19 protein-coding genes and 1 rRNA gene are annotated in these 19,540 nt (G+C 69.9%); 15 read left to right on the top strand and 5 right to left on the bottom strand.

The features are described from left to right. Positions 1-133 precede the first annotated feature (133 nt). Positions 134-1,153 carry an endonuclease/exonuclease/phosphatase family protein gene (locus DP939_RS43500; protein WP_113986708.1) on the bottom strand — a complete coding sequence of 340 codons (1,020 nt, stop codon included), beginning with the start codon at positions 1,151-1,153 and terminating at the stop codon, positions 134-136. A 245-nt stretch (positions 1,154-1,398) separates the two neighbouring features. On the opposite strand from DP939_RS43500, the gene DP939_RS47420 reads away from it, so the two are divergent. The 4 genes from DP939_RS47420 (at position 1,399) to DP939_RS43480 (ending at position 4,359) form a co-directional block, all read left to right on the top strand. Then, a complete protein-coding gene (locus tag DP939_RS47420; RefSeq protein WP_199565811.1) occupies positions 1,399-1,530 on the top strand; it encodes a cupredoxin domain-containing protein in 132 nt (43 codons plus the stop codon). A gap of 123 nt (positions 1,531-1,653) precedes the next feature. Beyond that, entirely contained in the window at positions 1,654-2,385 is a 732-nt protein-coding gene (locus DP939_RS43490) for a hypothetical protein (protein ID WP_147268390.1), read from the top strand. Then, entirely contained in the window at positions 2,379-3,686 is a 1,308-nt protein-coding gene (locus tag DP939_RS43485; protein WP_113986706.1) for a S8 family serine peptidase, read from the top strand. Before DP939_RS43490 ends, DP939_RS43485 begins: the two co-directional genes overlap by 7 nt. Before the next feature lie 40 nt (positions 3,687-3,726). Beyond that, on the top strand, positions 3,727-4,359 hold the full coding sequence (locus tag DP939_RS43480; RefSeq protein ID WP_113986705.1) for an SRPBCC family protein: 633 nt from the start codon (positions 3,727-3,729) through the stop codon (positions 4,357-4,359). 3 nt (positions 4,360-4,362) lie between these two features. Here DP939_RS43480 and DP939_RS43475 read toward each other — a convergent pair whose 3' ends face one another. Beyond that, the gene (locus DP939_RS43475) at positions 4,363-5,169 is read right to left on the bottom strand and encodes an SAM-dependent methyltransferase (protein ID WP_225878914.1); all 807 of its coding nucleotides are present in this window, start codon (positions 5,167-5,169) and stop codon (positions 4,363-4,365) included. A 115-nt stretch (positions 5,170-5,284) separates the two neighbouring features. On the opposite strand from DP939_RS43475, the gene DP939_RS43470 reads away from it, so the two are divergent. Together DP939_RS43470 and DP939_RS43465 are read left to right on the top strand one after the other, a co-directional pair. Continuing rightward, a complete protein-coding gene (locus DP939_RS43470) occupies positions 5,285-6,610 on the top strand; it encodes an MFS transporter (RefSeq protein ID WP_113986703.1) in 1,326 nt (441 codons plus the stop codon). A gap of 227 nt (positions 6,611-6,837) precedes the next feature. Next, a complete protein-coding gene (locus DP939_RS43465; protein ID WP_113986702.1) occupies positions 6,838-7,548 on the top strand; it encodes a hypothetical protein in 711 nt (236 codons plus the stop codon). Here DP939_RS43465 and DP939_RS43460 read toward each other — a convergent pair whose 3' ends face one another. Further along, the gene (locus DP939_RS43460) at positions 7,549-9,447 is read right to left on the bottom strand and encodes an ABC transporter ATP-binding protein (RefSeq protein ID WP_225878913.1); all 1,899 of its coding nucleotides are present in this window, start codon (positions 9,445-9,447) and stop codon (positions 7,549-7,551) included. Positions 9,448-10,051: 604 nt separating this feature from the next. Between DP939_RS43460 and DP939_RS43455 the strand changes: the two genes are divergently transcribed. From DP939_RS43455 to DP939_RS43420, 8 genes are all read left to right on the top strand, one after another. After that, a complete protein-coding gene (locus DP939_RS43455; protein WP_199565810.1) occupies positions 10,052-10,978 on the top strand; it encodes an MBL fold metallo-hydrolase in 927 nt (308 codons plus the stop codon). Positions 10,979-11,054: 76 nt separating this feature from the next. After that, a complete protein-coding gene (locus tag DP939_RS43450; RefSeq protein ID WP_113986699.1) occupies positions 11,055-11,738 on the top strand; it encodes a nitroreductase family protein in 684 nt (227 codons plus the stop codon). 46 nt (positions 11,739-11,784) lie between these two features. Beyond that, entirely contained in the window at positions 11,785-12,471 is a 687-nt protein-coding gene (locus tag DP939_RS43445; RefSeq protein ID WP_113986698.1) for a response regulator, read from the top strand. A gap of 22 nt (positions 12,472-12,493) precedes the next feature. Then, positions 12,494-13,183, top strand: coding sequence for a group II truncated hemoglobin (locus DP939_RS43440; RefSeq protein ID WP_113986724.1), 690 nt, complete (start codon positions 12,494-12,496; stop codon positions 13,181-13,183). A gap of 74 nt (positions 13,184-13,257) precedes the next feature. Beyond that, complete coding sequence (locus DP939_RS43435; RefSeq protein WP_158578994.1) at positions 13,258-13,695, top strand: threonine/serine exporter family protein; 438 nt, start codon at positions 13,258-13,260, stop codon at positions 13,693-13,695. Further along, a complete protein-coding gene (locus DP939_RS43430) occupies positions 13,692-14,006 on the top strand; it encodes a winged helix-turn-helix domain-containing protein (protein WP_263972393.1) in 315 nt (104 codons plus the stop codon). Before DP939_RS43435 ends, DP939_RS43430 begins: the two co-directional genes overlap by 4 nt. Then, a complete protein-coding gene (locus tag DP939_RS43425) occupies positions 13,999-14,892 on the top strand; it encodes an ABC transporter ATP-binding protein (RefSeq protein WP_225878912.1) in 894 nt (297 codons plus the stop codon). Before DP939_RS43430 ends, DP939_RS43425 begins: the two co-directional genes overlap by 8 nt. Then, positions 14,889-16,043 carry an ABC transporter permease gene (locus tag DP939_RS43420; protein ID WP_113986696.1) on the top strand — a complete coding sequence of 385 codons (1,155 nt, stop codon included), beginning with the start codon at positions 14,889-14,891 and terminating at the stop codon, positions 16,041-16,043. Before DP939_RS43425 ends, DP939_RS43420 begins: the two co-directional genes overlap by 4 nt. Here DP939_RS43420 and DP939_RS43415 read toward each other — a convergent pair. Together DP939_RS43415 and DP939_RS43410 are read right to left on the bottom strand one after the other, a co-directional pair. Beyond that, positions 16,040-16,237, bottom strand: a complete 198-nt coding sequence (locus DP939_RS43415) for a hypothetical protein (RefSeq protein WP_113986721.1) — start codon at positions 16,235-16,237, stop codon at positions 16,040-16,042. The two genes, DP939_RS43420 and DP939_RS43415, sit on opposite strands and share 4 nt — an antisense overlap. Positions 16,238-16,983: 746 nt before the next feature. After that, complete coding sequence (locus tag DP939_RS43410; RefSeq protein WP_113986695.1) at positions 16,984-17,385, bottom strand: hypothetical protein; 402 nt, start codon at positions 17,383-17,385, stop codon at positions 16,984-16,986. A 616-nt stretch (positions 17,386-18,001) separates the two neighbouring features. Here DP939_RS43410 and DP939_RS43405 point away from each other — a divergent pair. Continuing rightward, positions 18,002-19,531 (top strand): 16S ribosomal RNA (locus tag DP939_RS43405). Positions 19,532-19,540 lie beyond the last annotated feature (9 nt).

Raw genomic sequence — 19,540 nt, 5'->3', positions numbered from 1 at the left:
TCATCCCCGTGCCGACCTGCGGAAAAACGGTTCCCGCCGCCCGTCGCGGGAATCTCGGTGCTCGCATGGGCGGGAACGGACCACGGCTATACCCGCGGCGGCGACCAGAGGCAGGGCAGCGTCAGGGGCAGCGTCAGGGGAGGGTCAGGTCCGTGACCGTCAGGCGGTGGTCGTCGGCGGGCAGGGTGACGGCCCGGAAGTCGCGTACCGCGATCCGCTCGTCGGCGAGCACGTGGTCGATGGCGATCTTCGGGAAGAAGAACGGCTGCTCATGGTAGGGCCAGGTCATGGTCAGCCCCCGGCCGGTGGCGTCGGCCGCGTCCCGGTAGCCGGTGGCGATCAGTTCCCGCAGCACGGCGTGGTCGAGCGTGGCGTTGAAGTCACCGGCCAGCACCCGCAGCGGGCCGCCCGCCCCGGGCAGCCGCCGGATGCTCGGCTCCCAGCAGGCGGTACGCCAGCCGGAGGACGGCGCGCACGCGTGCACCGACACGACCTCCACCCGCCGGCCGTCCGGCAGGGTGACCACGGCCGCGGCCTGGCCGGGCCCGGTGCCGGGCAGCCGCCTGCCCTCGCTCACCGGGTGCCGGGCGTAGATCGCCACGCCGTTCGCGTCCTCCTCGGGCAGCGCGTAGGCGTACGGCAGCAGCCCGGCCACGCCCTCGGCGGCCAGCCGCCCCGGCACCCACCCGGCGAACTCCTGGAGCGTGAGCACGTCCGGGCGGTAGCGCCTGATCTGCTCCATCAGCGCGGAGGTCGGGACGTGGCCGTTCCACATGTTGAGCGTCATGACCCGCAGCGCGGGGCCGCGCGCGGGTGGTTGCGCGCCGGGGAGCATCCGGGGCAGCAGGATCACCGCGAACATCGACACCGCCGCGAACGCCGCCACCGTCGTGCGCCACCGCCGGGTCAGGGCCGCCCAGGCCGGCGGGACCAGCGCGGCCACCGCGACGTACGGCGTGAACGACACCGCCTGCGACCAGCGGAACACCGGCTCCCAGCCGGTCAGCCGCAGCGCGCCCCAGCCGAGGCAGGCCGCGGTGAGGGCGAACAGCACGACCGTGCCGCCGCGTCTGTCCCGGCGGACGCCGCCCGGCGAGGGCGGCACGAGGGTGGCCAGGCCGGGTGGGTCGTCAATGCGTTCGGAACGCTCCATCCCGAACAATTATCGCGCCCACCGCATCGAACCGCGAAACCGGCGAAACCATCTCAGGTACCGCCTGGGGGGTACGCCGGAGCCCGCGCCGGGCCGCCGAGCCGGCGCGTGCCGGCCGCCGTCCACCCACTGGGGTGCTCGGGCCGGGGCGCCCTTTGGCCGCGCCGCGGCCGGGCACGACCGAAGTGTGGCGGCTCCCCGGCGATTTCCACCATCCGGTGCATGTGCGTCTGGCGCATTTTCTCGTGCTTTCCCGGGGCGGTGAGGTGGTGGAGGTCCTGGTGCGGTTCGAGGGGTGCTGGAGGCGGTACACGCTGCACTGTCACAGCCTGGAGCACGAGGACATGGCGATGACGGCGGACTTCGCGGTCGTATAACGCCCGCCACTAAATTTCCCGTATAAGGCACCCTTTGCCCTTTACCGATAGAGCAACAAGCAGGTCACGGTAAGGAATCAATTGACTTAGAGAAAGGCGGTCAATGGGGTAGATTTTGCGTTCATGGAGGATACCGTAGTCGAATACTTAGGCTCGCCTCCCCGGCGCAGGGGGAGGCCATGGAAGCTGTGGATCGCGGTGACCGCGATGGCCGTCACAGGGGTGGCGGCCGGGGTGTACGGCGGACTGGAGGTGCGCCGGGAGCTCCAGCGCCCGCCCACCCAGGCGGAGAAGGAGGCCGCCGCCGTGAAGGAGGTCGCGCTGCGCTGGCGGACCAGGACGGCCGGGCAGCTCTTCCCGGCCGAGATCGAGTACGGCGAGCACTACCGGGCGCGGCGCGTGGGCATCGCCCCGCAGGCGCGCTGCGATGAGGCGGCCGACGCCTCCGTCGCGCTGGTGTTCGTCAACAGCGGCTGCGCGGCCGTGCTCCGGGCGACCTACATCGACCACTCGCGCACGCTCGTGACCACCGTCGGCATCGCCGTACTGCCCACCGAGGAGGCGGCCGACAAGGCCGTCCAGACCATCCGCGCGTCGGACGGCATGCTGCGCGCGGCGGCCTTCCCCGGCACCCGCGCGGCCTGGTACCGCGACGCGGCGCGCCAGGACGACTCCGTCGGAGGCTACGCCAACTACGTGCTCCTCGCGGCGAGCGGGTACGCCGACGGACGTAAGCGGATCAAGGCCGACCGCCCGAAGATCTTCGCCATGGACGACACGCTGATCACGCGGGTCGGCGCGGCGCTGGGCGAGGAACGCGACCCCTGCAAGGTCGCGGGGGTGGTCCAGTGCTGACCACCTCGACGCGGATCACGCTGGTGGCGGCGGTCGCGGCGATCCCCCTCCTCGCCGTGCCCGGCCCGGCCGCCGCGGACGACGTACTGCCCCGCCTCGCCGCCGACCTGCGCGCGGCGCACAAGTCCGCCGACGGCGACGGCGTCACGATCGCCATCCTGGGCGACGGGATCGACACGCGCCTGCCCGAGCTGCGCGGCCGGGTCAAGGCCGCCCCCGACCTCTACAAGCCCAAGGAGAGCGAGCAGCGGTTCGGCACGCTGCTGGCCGGCCTGATCGCCGGGAAGGGCAACCCACGGGGCACGTCGGTGCGCGGCGTCGCACCGGCCGCCGACATCCTGTCGATCAGGGTGATGCCCACCGGCGACCGCGCCTACCGCCGGTTCATCAAGAGCGACGACCTCGACAACGTCGCCGACGGCATCCGCACCGCCGCCGACCGCGGGGCCGACATCATCCTCGTCACCGACGCCCGCGGGAACGTGGGCGACAACGAAGACCTGCACTCGGCCATCGAGCACGCCACCGGCAAGAACGCCGTCATCGTGTCGGCCTCCCCGCGCCTGGTGGACGACGCGCTGAAGAAGGTCCCCGCCTCCGAGATCGGCTACCCGCCGGGGGTCCCCGGCGTGCTCGGCGTCGGCGCCCTGAACGGCAATGGACGGCGCGACCCCACTTACTCCGCCCGCAACTCCACGATCGCCGTGTCCGCCCCCGGCACCAAGGTGGACACCACGGGCGACGGCGGCAATTCGAGCTGGTGGGTGCAGGGCGGCGACGTCGCCGCCGCCTGGGTGGCGGGCACCGCGGCCCTGATCCGGCAGGAGCACCCGAAGCTGCCGCCCGACCTGGTCGCCCGCGCGATCACCTCCTCCACCCGCAGCAGGCCGCGCGGCGGCTACGACGTCGACTTCGGCCACGGCGTCGTCAACCCGGCGGCGGCGCTGAAGGCGGCGGCCAGGCTCACCGGCACGGCCGACACGGCCGAGACCGGGAACAAGGCCCTGCCCGAGGAGGCCCGCGCCGGGGGCGGTCCGCCCAAGACCCCCATCCAGGCGGTGGTCCAGGACCGCAACAAGATCATCGGCCACAGCGTGCTCGCGGGCGCCGGAGTCCTCCTCGCCCTCGCCGCCGCCCTCACCCTCATCCTCGTCCGCTCGCGCCCGACGGTCCCCGCACCCCCGCCGCTACCACCACCGCCACCACCCCCGCCGCCACCGCCGCCCCCCTATGGGGGCGGCCCGTCCGGATACTGGGGAGAGCCGCCGAGGACGGACGGACCAGGGCCGATCAATAGGTAAAGCTTTACTTATATAAGCGGAATCTGATATTCTCGCACACATGATCGATGTGACACACCAGATCAACGCCGTACGGCGCAGCCTCGGCACGCGGGTGCTGGAAGCCGGGGAGGCGCGGGTTCAGAGCATCAGCCAGACGTACGACACCACCGTCGAGGACCTTTGGGACGCCTGTACTAACGCCGAGCGGATTCCGCGCTGGTTCATGCCGGTCAGCGGGGAACTGCGGCTGCACGGGCGGTACCAGCTCGAAGGGAACGCGGGCGGGGTGATCGAGCGGTGTGACCCGCCGAAGGGGTTCGCCGCGACGTGGGAGTTCGGTGGGCAGGTGAGCTGGATCGAGGTGCGGATGTCGCCCGCGCCCGAGGGTGGGGCGCGGCTGGAGCTGGACCACATCGCGCATGTGAGCGATGACCTGTGGGCGCAGTACGGGCCGGGGGCGACCGGGGTCGGCTGGGATCTCGGACTGCTGGGCCTGGCCATGCACATCTCCTCCGGGGCGTCCGTGCCGCCGGAGATGAGCACCGAGTGGACGAAGACGGCGGAGTACCGGCGGTTCGCCGAGCTGAGCAGCGAACGCTGGCGGGAGGCGAGTGTCGCCGCCGGTACCGACCCCGAGGCCGCCAGTGCCGCGGCCGAGCGCACCACCGGCTTCTACACGGCCACCGAGTAGCGGTCAGCGGACCTCTCCCACGCCGCACAGGAAGTAGGGCTTGGACTTCTCAAGCAACGGGTCGACGACCTGGGCGTCCGACCGCCACTCGTGCAGGTTGACCAGGCCGGGCTCGACGAGGTCCAGGCCCGCGAAGAACGGTTCGACCTCGCTGGACAGCCGTCCGACGAAGGGGGTGGAGGCGTTCTGGTAGATCCGTTCGACCGGCGCGACGGCCTCCGGGCGCTCGTCCACCACGACGTGCGACAGCGCCAGGAAGCTGCCCGGGACCACGGCCTCGCGCAGTGTGCGGACGATGCCCGCCGGATGGTCGTCGTCCGGGATGAAGTGCAGGATGGCGAGCAGCAGTACCGCGATCGGGCGGTCGAAGTCCAGGTGCTCGCGTACGGCCGGGTCGCGCAGGATCTCCTGCGGGCGGCGTACGTCGCCCGCGGCGACGATCACGTTGGGGCTGTCCTGGAGCAGGGCCCTGGCGTGTACGAGCACCTGCGGGTCGTTGTCCACGTAGACCGTACGGGCGTCCGGCGCGGTCTCGGCGGCGACCTGGTGCACGTTGCGCTGGGTCGGCAGGCCCGCGCCGATGTCCAGGAACTGGTGAACGCCCTGCTCCGCGAGGAAACGCACGGCCCGGCAGAGGAACTCCCGGTTCTCCCTGATGCCGATGGGGATTTCCGGCACGTATTTCAGCACCATCTCGGCGGCGGCCCGGTCCGCCGGCAGGTTGTTCTTGCCGCCCAGAAAGTAGTCATACATTCGTGCCGAATTCGGAATATTCGGGTTGAATCCTACCCCGAGTAACCTTGGATCCACGCTCTGCCTCCCTAGCCACCCAGATCCCCGGGATCTTACCTTGAAACGCTAAAACCACCTATATGGGGGAATTGAGGACTAGCCTGGGCACTGCGCCAAATGTCATGATCCATCCATGACTGTTCCCCCGCGCGTGCTGGGCGCCCGGCTCGCGGACGGCATTTCCCGGGGCAACATGTGGGCCCTGTTATCCATGGCCACGGCCTCCACCGCGGTCATCTCATTCCTGCCGTCCACCCAGCCGCACATCCTCGGCGCCGTTCTCGGCGTTCCCGAATCGGCGCAGGGCAGGGTGGTCGGCGCGCTCGGTTTCGCCGCCGAGCTGGCGATGATCGCCAGCCTGGCCTGGTACGGCGCGCTCGCCGACCGGTTCGGCCGCCGCCCGATCGTGGTCGCAGGATTCGCCCTGACCGCGATCGGCACCGCCCTGTTCCCGTTCGCCGGGAACACCGCCGTGCTGATCGCCCTGCGGGTGGTCTTCGGCCTCGGCGTCGCCGCGCTCAACGCGATGCTCTCCACGATCGCGATCGACTACGTCCGCAGCCGGTCGCGCGGCAAGTCCTACGGCTTGACCGGGTTCTTCGGCGGGCTCGGCGCGGTGGTCGCGGTGCTGGTCATGGTACGGCTCCCGCAGACCCTGGAATCCGCGGGGCACGACCCGGTCACCGCCGCCCGGCTGGCCTTCCTGATGATCGCGGCGGGCGTCCTGGCCGTCGCCGCGCTGCTGTGGCGGACCCTCTCCAGGACCGCCGTCAGCCGTACCGCCGGGCACACCCCGCTGCCGCGCCTGGTCCGCGAGGGCGTCGCGCTCGCCAGGGACCCCGGTGTCGCACTGTCGTACGCGGCCTCCTTCGTCGCCAGGGCCGACCTCGCCGTGGTCGTGGGCTTCATGACGCTGTGGATCGTCGACCACGCCACCCGCCAGGAGGGCATGTCCAGCGCGGAGGCCCTGGCCAGGGCGGGCGCGGTGGTCGGCGTCTCACAGACGGTGGCGCTGCTGGGCGCGCCGCTGTTCGGCTGGCTGGGCGACAGGATGCGCCGGGAGAACCTGGTCATCCTCGCCCAGACCGTCGCCGCCCTCGCGTACCTGTCCACGCTGCTCATCGACGACCCGCTCGGCGCCGGGATGATGGTCGTCGCGGTGCTCATCGGCATCGGCGAGATCGCCGGGATCACCACCGCGGGCCCGCTGCTCGCCCAGCAGGCCCCCGCCGACGTGCGCGGCTCGGCGTTCGGTGTGCACACGCTGTGCGGGGCGGTGGGCATCATGATCGTCTCGGCGCTGGGCGGCGTGCTCTACGACGCCTGGCGGCCCGCGGGGCCGTTCGTGCTCTCGGCCGCGTTCGGGCTCCTGGTGGTCGCGTTCGGCCTGGCCGTACGGCGTCGCGTACGCCCCCGCCCCGAGGCCGACCTGGACAGAGAGGCCGCCCTGCTCTCCTGAAGGCCCTGCTCTCCTAAGGCCCTGACCTCCTGAAACCGCCTGGCGGTATCCGGGGAAACGGCGTGGCGTTCCCCCGGGTCCGCACGATCACATCGGCATACTGGGACCGCTGGTCTGATCAAGTACTGGTCGGACATGGGTCACAGCAGCGCACGAAACCCTCCGCGCCGTCATCGCGACGGCAGTTTGCCAACATCCGGGCTGCCGCCCGGCAGGAGGAGAAAAGAATGCGCTTGACCGCAGGAGCAGGAATTCTGGCGGCCGCCCTCGCCGGCCCCGTCATCATGCCCGGCGCGCTCGCCTTCGACGCCGCCTCGGCGGACGACGGCTGGCGTACCGCCGTGGATCGGTCGTACCCGATGCCCGACAACGACGACGACGACAACTCGGGCCAGGGGGCGGACCCTGACGACGACGGCCGGATCGACCCCGTCAGGAACAGCCGGGTCACCGCGCTGCGGGTGCGGCCCTGGGCGCCGCGCCGCGACTCCGACCTGCGGGTCGAGGTCCGCTGCCCCAGCCCGTCCACCCATGCCACGGTCGCCTCCGACGCCATCAACGCCGTGGGCTCGCGGCGGGGGAGCCGCGAGCTGGGCATCGGCCTGGACGACGACGGATACGGGCACGACACCGAAGGCGTGCCGTGGGACGCCAGGCTGGGCGTCAGGGACATCTGGCTGCGCTGTGTGAAGGTCGAGGTCGACGATCACACCCTGGTGCGCCGGGTCCGGCTGATCTCCCGGCTGCGCACCACGGTCCTCGTCCGCAGGCACATCCTGTCCAAGATGAAGTGCGGCAGCGTGTGGTTCGTCTGCAAGAGGCCCGGCGACCCGGACCGCCCGCGCAAGTGGCGGGACGGCCCTGACGGCTGGAAGAACGGCAACGGCAACGGCAACAAGAACGGGAACGGCGACAAGAACGGGAACGGCCCGCGCTGATCACTTGGGCACCGGTACCACCGCCTCCTCGTCCACGCCGGGCGGCAGCACCACCTCACGCGCCGCCCCCGGAACGAGGCGCGGGTCATGGGTGATGAAGATCGTCGTCCGGCCGGCCATGAGCCGGCCGAGCGGCTCCATGATCCGCGCCGCGGTGGCCGCGTCCAGCCCGGTCATCGGCTCGTCCAGGATGAGCACCGGCGCGTCCCGCAGGATCGCCCTGGCGATGGCGATCCGCTGGCGCTGCCCCCCGGACAGCAGCCGGCCGCGCTCGCCGATCGGCGTGTCGTACTTCTGCGGCAGGGTGCCGATGAAGTCGTGCACGTCCGCCAGGATGGCCGCCTGGACGATCTCGTCCAGCTCGCACCCCGGCCGGCCGAACGCGATGTTGTCCCTGACCGTGCCGGAGAACAGCAGGTTCTCCTGCTGCAGGATGGTGATGTTGTCGCGCACCTCCCGGCTCGGCAGTTCGCGAATGTCCCTGCCGTCCAGCGTGATGCGCCCGGTGGTGGCGTCGTAGAAGCGCAGCAGCAGCTTGGCGACGGTGGACTTGCCCGCCCCGCTCGGCCCGGTGCACAGGATGATGTCACCGGGGCCCGCCGCGAACGACAGACCGCTCAGCGTGGCCCGCTTCCGGTTGGGATAGGTGAACCCGACGTTCTCGAACGTGATCTCCCCACGCCCCTTGACCGGCGACGTGGCCGGTGCGGGCGGTACCGCGGTGATCGGTTCGGTGTGCGGCTCCGCCTCGACGGGCGCGCCCGGATCGTCCACGTCCGGACTGGTCCGCAGTACCTCCATCACCCGGTCCGACCCGGCGGCGGCCTCCGAGACCGTGAGCGCCAGTTCGCCCAGGCTCTGCACCGCCGGGTACAGGTACGCCAGGTAGGCGGCGAACGCCAGCAGCCCGCCGATGGTGAGCCGCCCGGCCGCGATCTCCCAGGCCCCCACGCCGATCACGACCAGCACGCACAGCGTCTCGATGACCTGCACCAGCGGCCCGTACAGCGCCGACAGCCTGGCCTGCGCCAGGTTGGCCAGCATCCACCTGCGGCCCTGCCGGTTCAGCCGGGCCGCCTCGCTCTCCTGCCGGTTGTACGCCTGGACCAGTGACTGGTTGGCCAGGCTCTCCTCGATGACGCTGTTCATCTCGCCGTTGGCCCGCCGCTCGCGGGCCGCGGCGACGCGGAACCGGCCCGCGAACAGCTTGGACACCCCGAGGAACGCCGGTACCAGCGCCAGCGTCACCAGCGCCAGGTCCCACCGCAGGACCAGGGCCGCCCCGGCGAAGAACACCACGCTCACCGCCGTGGTGAACAGCCGGACCACCCCGGAGGCCAGCAGTTCCTCGATGGCCTCGATGTCGGTGGTGAGCCTGGCCATCTGGTCGCCGAGCCTGCGGTTGTCGAAGTAGTCGGGCGTCAGGCTCTGCATGTGCCGGAACAGGCGGTCGCGCAGCCGGTACAGGAAGCGCTCCCCGCCGAGCACGGTCGCGTACGTGCCGAAGAACGACACCACCGCGCCCGCCACGGCGAGGGCCAGCCAGCCGGTCGCCGGACCCCAGAACGCGTTCAGGTCACCGCGTGTCAGCACCTCGTCGGTGATCGTGCCGAACAGCGCGATGGCCGCGACCTCGCACCCCGCGGCCACGGCCGCGAGCACGACCCCGAGCACGATCAGTTTGCGCAGGCCACGGGTGTAGGGCCAGAACCTCCGCACCGTCTGCCTGATGGAGACCATCGGGGCCAGCGGCGTCTCTTCCCCCGGCGCGCCGCGCGCCCGCCCCTCGTCGTCGCGGGGCGTGGAAAAGGCCGCCTCGTTCGCCAGGGCGGCCTCATCAGATGGGGAGGGGGAAGGCCGGCGGGCGAACCGCCGGCCTTCCCCCGGCCTTGTTACCACCAGCCCCGCCAGCCGCCACCGCAGCAGCGACGGCGCCGCCGGCAGCCGCAGCCCCCGCCCCAGCCGCCCCAGCGACGCCAGCCACCGCAGCAGCGACGACGGCGACAGCCGCAGCCCCAGCCGCCGCCCCAGTTGGTCGGGAAGACCTGAGCAACCATTTGGATTTCCCCCTTCGCCTGTCCTTTTCCTGGACTTGCGAAAGCGACATTACCAGGCGTAGTCGGACAATTACGTAAACGGGCGACCTGGCTTGATTCGGGGATTTTTTGCAGGTTTGTTCGGATAAATCTAGACCTGCGGTAGTTGCAAGAGATTTGAAAGCTTCGTCCGCTCATGTCATAGTGCGCCGCCGCCAAACGCGGCACGCGTAAAGAGCTGACCGGGCATTACCCATGAGTAGGTGGGGGCGCATTCGCTGTCTCTTCGCGCCGGGCCGGTCACTACCGGTTGATCACGACCCCGCTGAGCGGCGGGAAAGCGCGAAGGTCGATCCTCCGAGGGGCATTCCCGGGAATGGCATGACCTTCCGGCCGCCGTTTGGCTATCGTCGCAGCATCCGAGTTCCTCTGGGGGCCGCAGAATGCAGCCGGCGCAGCGCCGTACGATGCCCGAACCCGAGCTTCACGAGGTCGCCGACGGCGTGTTCGCCTACGTGCAGCCCGACGGAGGCTGGATGCTCAACAACACCGGCCTGGTGCTGGACGGCGCCGGCGGGCACGTGCTCGTGGACACGACCAGTACCGAGGCGCGCAACCGGGCCCTGCTGGCGCGCGTCGCCGAGGTCGCGGGCGAGGGGCCGCCGCGCGCCCTGGTCAACACCCACCACCACGGCGACCACACCTACGGCAACCGGCTGCTGCCCGCCGCCACCCCGGTCATCGGCCACGTCCACTGCCGCGAGGACGTCCTCGCCGCCGGGCTCGTGGCGGCCGAGGTGCTTTCCGGTCCGGCGTACGGCGAGCTGCGGCTGCGCCCGCCGGAGCTGACCTTCGAGACCCGGATGGCCCTGCACACCGGCGAGCGCCGGATCGACCTGCTGCACGCCGGGCCCGCGCACACCCGCGGCGACGTCATCGCCTGGCTGCCGGAGGAGCGCGTGGCGTTCGCCGGGGACGTGGTGGTCAACGGCGGCCAGCCGTTCCTCGTGGAGGGCAGCGTGGCCGGCCATCCGCGCGCCCTGGCCATGCTGCGCGAGCTGGACCCACTGGTGCTGGTCCCCGGGCACGGGCCGATCTGCCGCGGCGAGGAGGTCCGCCGGGTGCTCGACGACCTGGTCGGATACGCGGCGCTCGTGGACGGCCTGGCCAGGTACGGGCACAAGACCGGCGCGCCGCCGCTGACCATGGCCCGCGCCGCGGCCCGCGAACTCGGCCCGTTCTCCGACTGGACGGAGAGCGAACGCCTGGTCGGCAACCTGCACCGGGCCTACCACGAGCTGGACGGCAACCCGCCGGGCTCGCCCCTCGCGCTGGCCCGCGTCTGGCCCGACATGGTCACCGTCAACGGCGGTCCGATCCTCTCCAACGCCTGAGGTCCGGGGAAGTCCGGGGGAAGAGGTTCGGATCGGGCGTTGCCGAGTCGCGAGGGGCCGTCAAGACTACGGACTCATGGACCATTCATTCCCGTTCATCCCTTACGCGCCTGACCGGTACCCCGAGGCGGAGATGCTCGCCCGCGGGCGCGAGTTCTTCGAGCTGGTAGACGGGCGCAGGAGCGTGCGGGCCTTCAGCCCCGAACCGGTCCCGCGCGAGTGCATCGAACTCGCCGTGCGGGCGGCCAACACCGCGCCCTCCGGCGCGCACCAGCAGCCGTGGAAGTTCGTCCTGGTCGGCGACCAGGAGACGAAGAAGCGGATCAAGGAGGCCGCCGAGATCGAGGAGCGCCAGAACTACGAGGGCGGCCGGCTCCCCGCCGAGTGGCGCGAGGCGCTGGCCCCGCTGGAGACCGGCTCCGACAAGGGGTACCTGGAGGTCGCCCCGTGGCTGGTGGTCTGCTTCGCGGAGAAGTACGGCGTGGCACCGGACGGCTCCAAGCGCAAGCACTACTACGTCAACGAGAGCGTCGGCATCGCCTGCGGCCTGTTCATCACCGCGCTGCACAGCATGGGCCTGTGCACGCTCACCCACACCCCCAACCCGATGGCGTTCCTGACCGAGATCTGCGGCAGGCCCGGCAACGAGCGGCCGTACATCCTCTTCCCGGTCGGCTACCCTGCGCCGGACGTCGAGGTGCCGGACCTCGCCAGGAAGTCGCTCGCCGAGTCCCTGATCCACCTGGACGGGCCCTCGTGAGCGGCCGGCCGTAGCCTGAGACCATGACGAGCCGGGGCGTGGTCGCGTGACGCGGATCCTTGTCGTGGACGACGAGCCGCAGTTGCTCCGCGCCCTGCGCATCAACCTGTCCGCCCGCCACTACGACGTCGCGGTGGCCGCCGACGGCGGCGCGGCCCTGCAGAAGGCCGCGGACTGGCACCCCGACCTCGTGGTGCTGGACCTCGGGCTGCCCGACATGGACGGCGTGGAGGTCATCCACGGCCTGCGCGGCTGGACCAGCGTGCCGATCGTGGTGCTGTCCGGCCGCGCGGGCAGCGACGACAAGGTCGAGGCCCTGGACGCGGGCGCCGACGACTACGTGACCAAGCCGTTCGCGATCGACGAACTGCTCGCCAGGATCCGCGCGGTGAGCCGCCGTACCGCGCAGCAGGGGGAGGAGCCCGCGCGGGTCCGGATCGGCTCCCATGTGGTGGACCTGGCGAGCAAGACCGTCTCCGGCGGCGTACGTCTCACGCCCACCGAGTGGCATCTGCTGGAGGTGCTGGTCCGCAACCCCGGGAAGCTGGTCGGCCAGCGCGCGCTGCTCGCGGAGGTCTGGGGCGAGGTGTACGTCAAGGAGACGAACTACCTGCGGCAGTACATGGCCCAGCTCCGCCGCAAGCTGGAGCCCGATCCGGCGCGTCCCGTTCACCTGATCACCGAGCCCGGGATGGGGTATCGTTTCGTCCCCGACAGTGATGCGATTACATGATTACCTGATTAGGGTTGTGGTCATGACGATCGAATACGTGCGGTACCTGGTGCCCGAAGACGGGACGGAGGCGTTCGAGCGGCGGGTCGCGGAGCACCTTTCCGCCGCCCCCGGCTGCGCCGAGTACGACCTGGCCCGCGACGGGCAGAGCTACCTGCTGCGGATCGCCTGGGACGAGCCCGGCGAGCCGCCCGCGCCCGAGCTGGCCGCCGAGCGCACGAGCTACGCCGCCACCCGCGTCCGGGGCGCCGGCGGCGCGGTGCCGACCATCTACCAGTGGGCGGGCGGCACCGCGGCGTTCGAGCGGCTGATGGAGACGTTCTATGACAAGGTCCTCAAGGACGACCTGATCGGGCCGCTGTTCGCGCACATGCACCCCGAGCACCCCCGTTACGTCGCCATGTGGCTCTCTGAGGTGTTCGGCGGACCCGACCGCTACACCACCGAGCGCGGCGGATACGTCGCGATGCTCGCCCACCACCTCGGCAAGGCGATCAGCGAGCCGCAGCGCCGCCGCTGGGTCGCCCTCCTTCAGGACGCCGCCGACGAGGTCGGCCTGCCCGCCGACCCCGAGTTCCGCGCGGCCTTCCTCGGCTACATCGAATGGGGCACCCGCCTGGCCGTCACCAACTCCCAGCCGGACGCCGACCCGATCCGCCAGGCGCCCGTGCCGCGCTGGGGGTGGGGCGTCGCGCCGCCGTACATGGGCTAGCCGCCTGGGTTGAGCACTTGAACGGGAGTTGAGTGCTTGTTAACCTGTTGAGCACATGCCGCTTGGAGGTGCGTGTGAACGACAGGCTGAGCGCAGAGGAGGCGCTGCGCGAAATCGACCAGATCGGCGGAAGCGTGCGCCGTTCCGGCCGATGGGCGAGCCGCTGGATGCTCGTCCTGGGCATCGGGGCCGTCGTCTACTGGCTGGCCATGCTGCTCGGCGGTGAGACGCTGCGCGACATCGCGGGCTGGGGATGGCTGGTGTTCGTCGCCTGCTCGGTGATCTACGTCTTCCGCCAGCGCGTCTTCAGCAGGGCGGTCTGGCGGTTGCAGTGGCCGGTCGCCGCGGGCTTCGTGCTCACCAGCGCGGCGGCGACGCTGTTCGCCGCCTTCCTGATGCCCGACGAGCCGGGCCCGCTGCGGATCCCGCTGGCCGTGCTCATCGCGGTCGTCGCCGGCGCGCCGCCCATCTGGGGCGGGTGGCTGCTACGCCACAGGGAAGTGGCAGGTTGAGCGGCACCGCGCACCCGCGCCACGACCTGGACGAGCTCATCCACGCGCCCGTCCGCCTGTCGATCATGGCGGCACTGGCCGGCGCGGAGCGGATCGACTTCCGCTTCCTCCGCGACACCATCGAGGTCAGCGACTCCCTGCTCTCCAAGCACATCCTCACTCTCGAAAACGCCGGTTACGTCAAGGTCGACAAGGCGTTCGTCGGCAAGCGCGCCAAGACCTGGCTCGCCCTCACCCCGCAGGGCCGCGCCGCCTTCACGCGCTACACCGACGTACTCCGGCAGATCACGGAAGGGGCCACCCGTGCCTGACCGCTCCGCGCTGGAGACCCGCGCGCTGCACAAGCGATACGGCGAGAAGGAGGCGCTGCGCGGCGTCGGCCTCACCGTCCGCCCTGGCGAGATGTTCGGCTTCGTCGGCGCCAACGGCGCGGGAAAGACCACCACCATGCGGATCGTCATGGGCGTGCTCGAAGCCGACTCGGGCGAGGTCCTGTGGCAGGGCCGCCCGATGACCTTCGAGGACCGGCGCGGCTTCGGCTACATGCCCGAAGAGCGCGGCCTGTACCAGAAGATGCGGGTCGCCGAGCAGATCGAGTACTTCGGCAGGCTGCACGGCATGTCCCCGGCCGCGGCCCGGACCGCCACCCACGACCTGCTCGAACGCCTCGACCTCACCGAGCGGGCCGGCGACCCCATCGAGGCGCTGTCCCTCGGCAACCAGCAGCGGGTGCAACTCGCCGTCGCGCTCGTCCACGAGCCGACGCTGCTGATCCTCGACGAGCCGTTCTCCGGCCTGGACCCGATCGCCGTAGACGCACTCGCCGGCGTCCTCACCGAACGCCGCGCCGCGGGCGTGCCGGTGATCTTCTCCAGCCACCAGCTCGACCTCGTGGAGCGGATGTGCGACTCGGTCGGCATCATCTCCGCCGGGCGGATGGTGGCCGCCGGGCCGGTGGACGAGGTCCGCGCCGCGGAAGGGCGCAGGCAGCTCAAGGTCGTCGTACGCGGGGCCGTCCCCGGCTGGGCCGACGACCTGCCCGCCGAGATCACCCACCAGAACGGCGTCCACGTACTGCGCGCCGCCGAAGCCGACGACCAGGCGATCCTGCGCGCCGCGATGAGCGCGGGCACGGTCGAACACTTCGGCTGGGAGCAGCCGACGCTCACCGAGATCTTCAGGGAGGCCGTGGCGTGAACGACATCCTGCTGGTCGCGCGGCGCGAGATCGCCGTACGCGCACGCACCAAGGGCTTCCTGATCAGCCTCGCGGTCAGCGCCGTGCTCGTCGCCGCGCTGGCCTTCGTGCCCAAGCTGTTCGCGGGCAACGACAGCTATGAGGTCGGCCTGGTCGGCTCCGGCTCACTGCGCGCCGCCGCCACCGCGGCCGCCACCGCCCAAGGGGTCGACCTGACCTTCACCCCGCTGCCCGACGAGGCCGCCGCCCGCACCGCGCTCCTGGCCGGCGACATCGACGCCGCCGTGGTCGACGACCGCGCGCTGCTCGCCGACGGCACGGTCGACAGCCGCCTCGGCGTCATCCTCCAGGCCGGGCACGCCGGCGTGAAGACCCAGGAACAACTCCGCGCCGCCGGACTCGACCCGGCCAAGGTCACCGAGGCCATGCGGGTCGCGCCGCTCACCGAACGATCGGTCAGCCCGCTGCGCGGCGACTCCTCGGTGCGCACGGGCTTCGCCATGCTGATCGTCTTCGTGCTGTTCTTCCTGCTCATGTCCTCGGTCACCGCGGTGGCCATGGGAGTGGTCGAGGAGAAGGGCAGCCGGATCGTCGAACTCATCCTCACCTCGATCCGGCCCTGGCAACTGCTGGCCGGCAAGATCCTCGGCCTGGGCGTGCTCGGCCTGGTCAACCTGGGGGTCATCATCGTCGCCGGGCTCTCCACGGGCATCGCGACCGGGCTCACCGCCGACCTGCCGGACGGCGTGGCGGGCATCGTGGCGGCGGCGGTGGTGTGGTTCCTGCTGGGGTACGCGTTCTTCGCGGTGCTGGCGGCGGGCTTCGGTTCGCTGGTGTCCCGTCAGGAGGAGGTCAGCGGCGTGCTCACCCCGCTGACCACCCTCCTCATGGCGGTCTACCTGGTCGCCTTCTACGCCGTCACCGACCCGACCGGGCCGCTCGCCCGGGTGCTGTCCCTGGTACCGCCTTTCTCCTCCATGGTCATGCCGGTCCGCATGGCCGGCACCGAGGTCCAGCTCTGGGAACTCGCCGTCGCCGCCGTCGCGATGCTCGCCGCGGTGGCCGCCGTCCTCGCGGCGGGCGCCCGCATCTACGGCCGCGCGGTCCTGCGTACCGGGGCCCGCCTGCGCATCACCGAAGTACTGCGCTAACCGGGGCCTCGCGTCCGGGTCTGGCGGGCCAGCCTCAGTGCCCTGAGCCCCACCCAAGCGAGAAGGAAGACCCCGAACCCGCCCTGGACGACGCGAAGCATCACGGGCGTGTCCAGGGCGGCGAACACCACCACCCCGGTCCACAGCACCCCGAACACCCCGACGAACCCGATGGCAGCCCAGTCCAGCCACATCCGCCCCATGGTCCAAGTGTTCCAGTCGGGGATTCAAGCCCAGGTCAGGCACTATCGCGGCGATGACCTTACCCCCGTCAAAACGCCCGCCATCCCGACAACCGGCCCCCTGCGATCAACGTCCCACACTTCGCGGGGGCACTGGACCTCCGGGGTCCTGCCGACCGGTTCCCCGGTTTCGGAGGACCGCGCCTGAGCCTTGGGCCGGGCTGCCGGTACTTGGGTTGGATGCCTGGACTCGTCTTCTGGGCCGACCGGGGACGGGCCTGATCGAGCTCTGGTCTGAGGTGCTCGGTTCCTGATGTTGGGCTGCCGACTCTGAAGCCGGATACCCCACGCCCTTTTCCTGGAGTCGGCCCGGTGGGCCTGTCCGAGCCGTGGGCCAGGCTGCCTGCCGAGCCGGTGGTACCTGGGCCGCGCGTGCCTGCATGAGATCCGAGGCGGTCCGTCTATTACCTAAACGACCGAATGCGGGTCTGGAGCCGGATACGGGGCCCCATTCCTGGAGCCGTCTTCTTGGAGGGGGCCAGGGGTGCCGGTTCTGGAGCTGGGTACCTGGACTCGCTCTCCTGGAGCCGGCCAAGGTGGGCCCATCTGCGCCCTGGGCCGAACAAGCCGGTTCCGAGGCTGGGATGGCCTGGGCCCGTTCACTTGGAGTCGGCCCGAGGCCGGGTTCTTGGCCGGACACCTGGGCCCGTGCCGACCCATCTCGGCGTTGGGCCCGGGGCATCCGGTTCAGGGGTGGGCTACCTGGGGGTTGTCCGGCTGACGCCGGCGCAGCGCGGGCCTCGGCTCTGGGGGCGGAGGGTGCGCATCGGGGCCTTCTCCAGTGCGGTGACGAGGGCGGCGGCCGTGTGCGCGTCCGCGAGGATGCGGGCGACTGACTCCCCGTCCGCTGGGAGTTGCCCACGTTTGGCCAGTTCGTCCCGTACGAATGTGAGTGGTTCATCGTCACCGGCCAGTTCGGCGGCGACCGAGGCCCGTGCGGCGGTCAGCAGTCGCAGGTAATAGGCCCGCAGGGTGGCCTCGCGCATGCTGACCTGCTCAAGGTCGTCCAGAAGTGTCCTGGCGAGCTGAAGGAGGTCACCGGCACGGGTCTCCTCCGCGGCGAGGTGGGCGCGGATGTCATCGAACTCCGAGCGGGTCATGGTGGTACCTCCACAGGTGGAGAGCTCGTGCTCACTTGGTACTAGGGACCGATTGCGGATGACTTGCGGTCCGGTTGCGTGTGCGCTTGCACGCAGACCGGCCGAGCGGGGCGCCTGCCTGGCCGCGCGCGGGTTGTGCTCCGAGGGGTTTGCGGCCACCGGGCAGGCGGGAATGGTCCACCAGTTACGCGTGTTGTCCATGGCACCGCCCGGGGGCTGCTAAAGTTCTTTATGCGGAAGACGCGCGAGACGCCACCCAGGGTGGCGGCACCGGGCGAAATCGCATCCTCTCACTGCAGATCGACGGGTTAGTTTGGACTCGCCCGATTGGTCTGGTAAGTTAGAGGGGTTGCCCTGGAGACGGGGCAACGAAATAAGGAATAGGCTTCAAGCCCCGAAGGGCTGGGTCGGCTGGTCTGATCTGGTTCGGCGGTGTACGCGCCCGTTTCTTGAGAACTCAACAGTGTGCTAAAAGCCAGTGCATGTACGAATTACATGTATGACCCCGTCACTCTCGCCTTATTTGGTGGGGGTGGTGGATTCCTTTGAACGAGACGCCGCTTATCGCCCTTTAGCCGGGTGGGTGTCTCGTACAGGATGATGGTTCTTCAAGCATTGTTTGGAGAGTTTGATCCTGGCTCAGGACGAACGCTGGCGGCGTGCTTAACACATGCAAGTCGAGCGGAAAGGCCCTTCGGGGTACTCGAGCGGCGAACGGGTGAGTAACACGTGAGTAACCTGCCCCTGACTTCGGGATAAGCCTGGGAAACCGGGTCTAATACCGGGTATGACCTGCATCTGCATGGGTGTGGGTGGAAAGATTTTTCGGTCGGGGATGGGCTCGCGGCCTATCAGCTTGTTGGTGGGGTAGTGGCCTACCAAGGCGACGACGGGTAGCCGGCCTGAGAGGGCGACCGGCCACACTGGGACTGAGACACGGCCCAGACTCCTACGGGAGGCAGCAGTGGGGAATATTGCGCAATGGGCGGAAGCCTGACGCAGCGACGCCGCGTGGGGGATGACGGCCTTCGGGTTGTAAACCTCTTTCGGCAGGGACGAAGATGACGTGTACCTGTTAAAGAAGTGCCGGCTAACTACGTGCCAGCAGCCGCGGTAATACGTAGGGCGCGAGCGTTGTCCGGAATTATTGGGCGTAAAGAGCTCGTAGGTGGCCGGTCGCGTCTGCCGTGAAAGCCCATGGCTTAACCATGGGTCTGCGGTGGATACGGGCCGGCTAGAGGTAGGCAGGGGCAAGCGGAATTCCTGGTGTAGCGGTGAAATGCGCAGATATCAGGAGGAACACCGGTGGCGAAGGCGGCTTGCTGGGCCTTACCTGACGCTGAGGAGCGAAAGCGTGGGGAGCGAACAGGATTAGATACCCTGGTAGTCCACGCTGTAAACGTTGGGCGCTAGGTGTGGGGTCCTTCCACGGATTCCGTGCCGTAGCTAACGCATTAAGCGCCCCGCCTGGGGAGTACGGCCGCAAGGCTAAAACTCAAAGGAATTGACGGGGGCCCGCACAAGCGGCGGAGCATGTTGCTTAATTCGACGCAACGCGAAGAACCTTACCAAGGTTTGACATCGCCCGGACGTCTGCAGAGATGCAGGTTTCCTTTGGACCGGGTGACAGGTGGTGCATGGCTGTCGTCAGCTCGTGTCGTGAGATGTTGGGTTAAGTCCCGCAACGAGCGCAACCCTTGTTCCATGTTGCCAGTGAGCGCCCTTTTTTGGGGTGGCTTGGGGACTCATGGGAGACTGCCGGGGTCAACTCGGAGGAAGGTGGGGATGACGTCAAGTCATCATGCCCCTTATGTCTTGGGCTGCAAACATGCTACAATGGTCGGTACAGAGGGCTGCCAAGCCGTGAGGCGGAGCGAATCCCTAAAAGCCGGTCTCAGTTCGGATTGGGGTCTGCAACTCGACCCCATGAAGTCGGAGTCGCTAGTAATCGCAGATCAGCAACGCTGCGGTGAATACGTTCCCGGGCCTTGTACACACCGCCCGTCACGTCACGAAAGTCGGCAACACCCGAAGCCCGTGGCCCAACCACCTTGTGTGGGGGGAGCGGTCGAAGGTGGGGCTGGCGATTGGGACGAAGTCGTAACAAGGTAGCCGTACCGGAAGGTGCGGCTGGATCACCTCCTTTCTAAGGAGC

The organism is Spongiactinospora rosea (genome assembly GCF_003315795.1).
In the GTDB taxonomy this organism is placed as follows: domain Bacteria; phylum Actinomycetota; class Actinomycetes; order Streptosporangiales; family Streptosporangiaceae; genus Spongiactinospora; species Spongiactinospora rosea.
The sequence above is the reverse complement of the archived record's forward strand: the minus strand, read 5'-3'. Positions and strand labels throughout refer to the sequence as shown.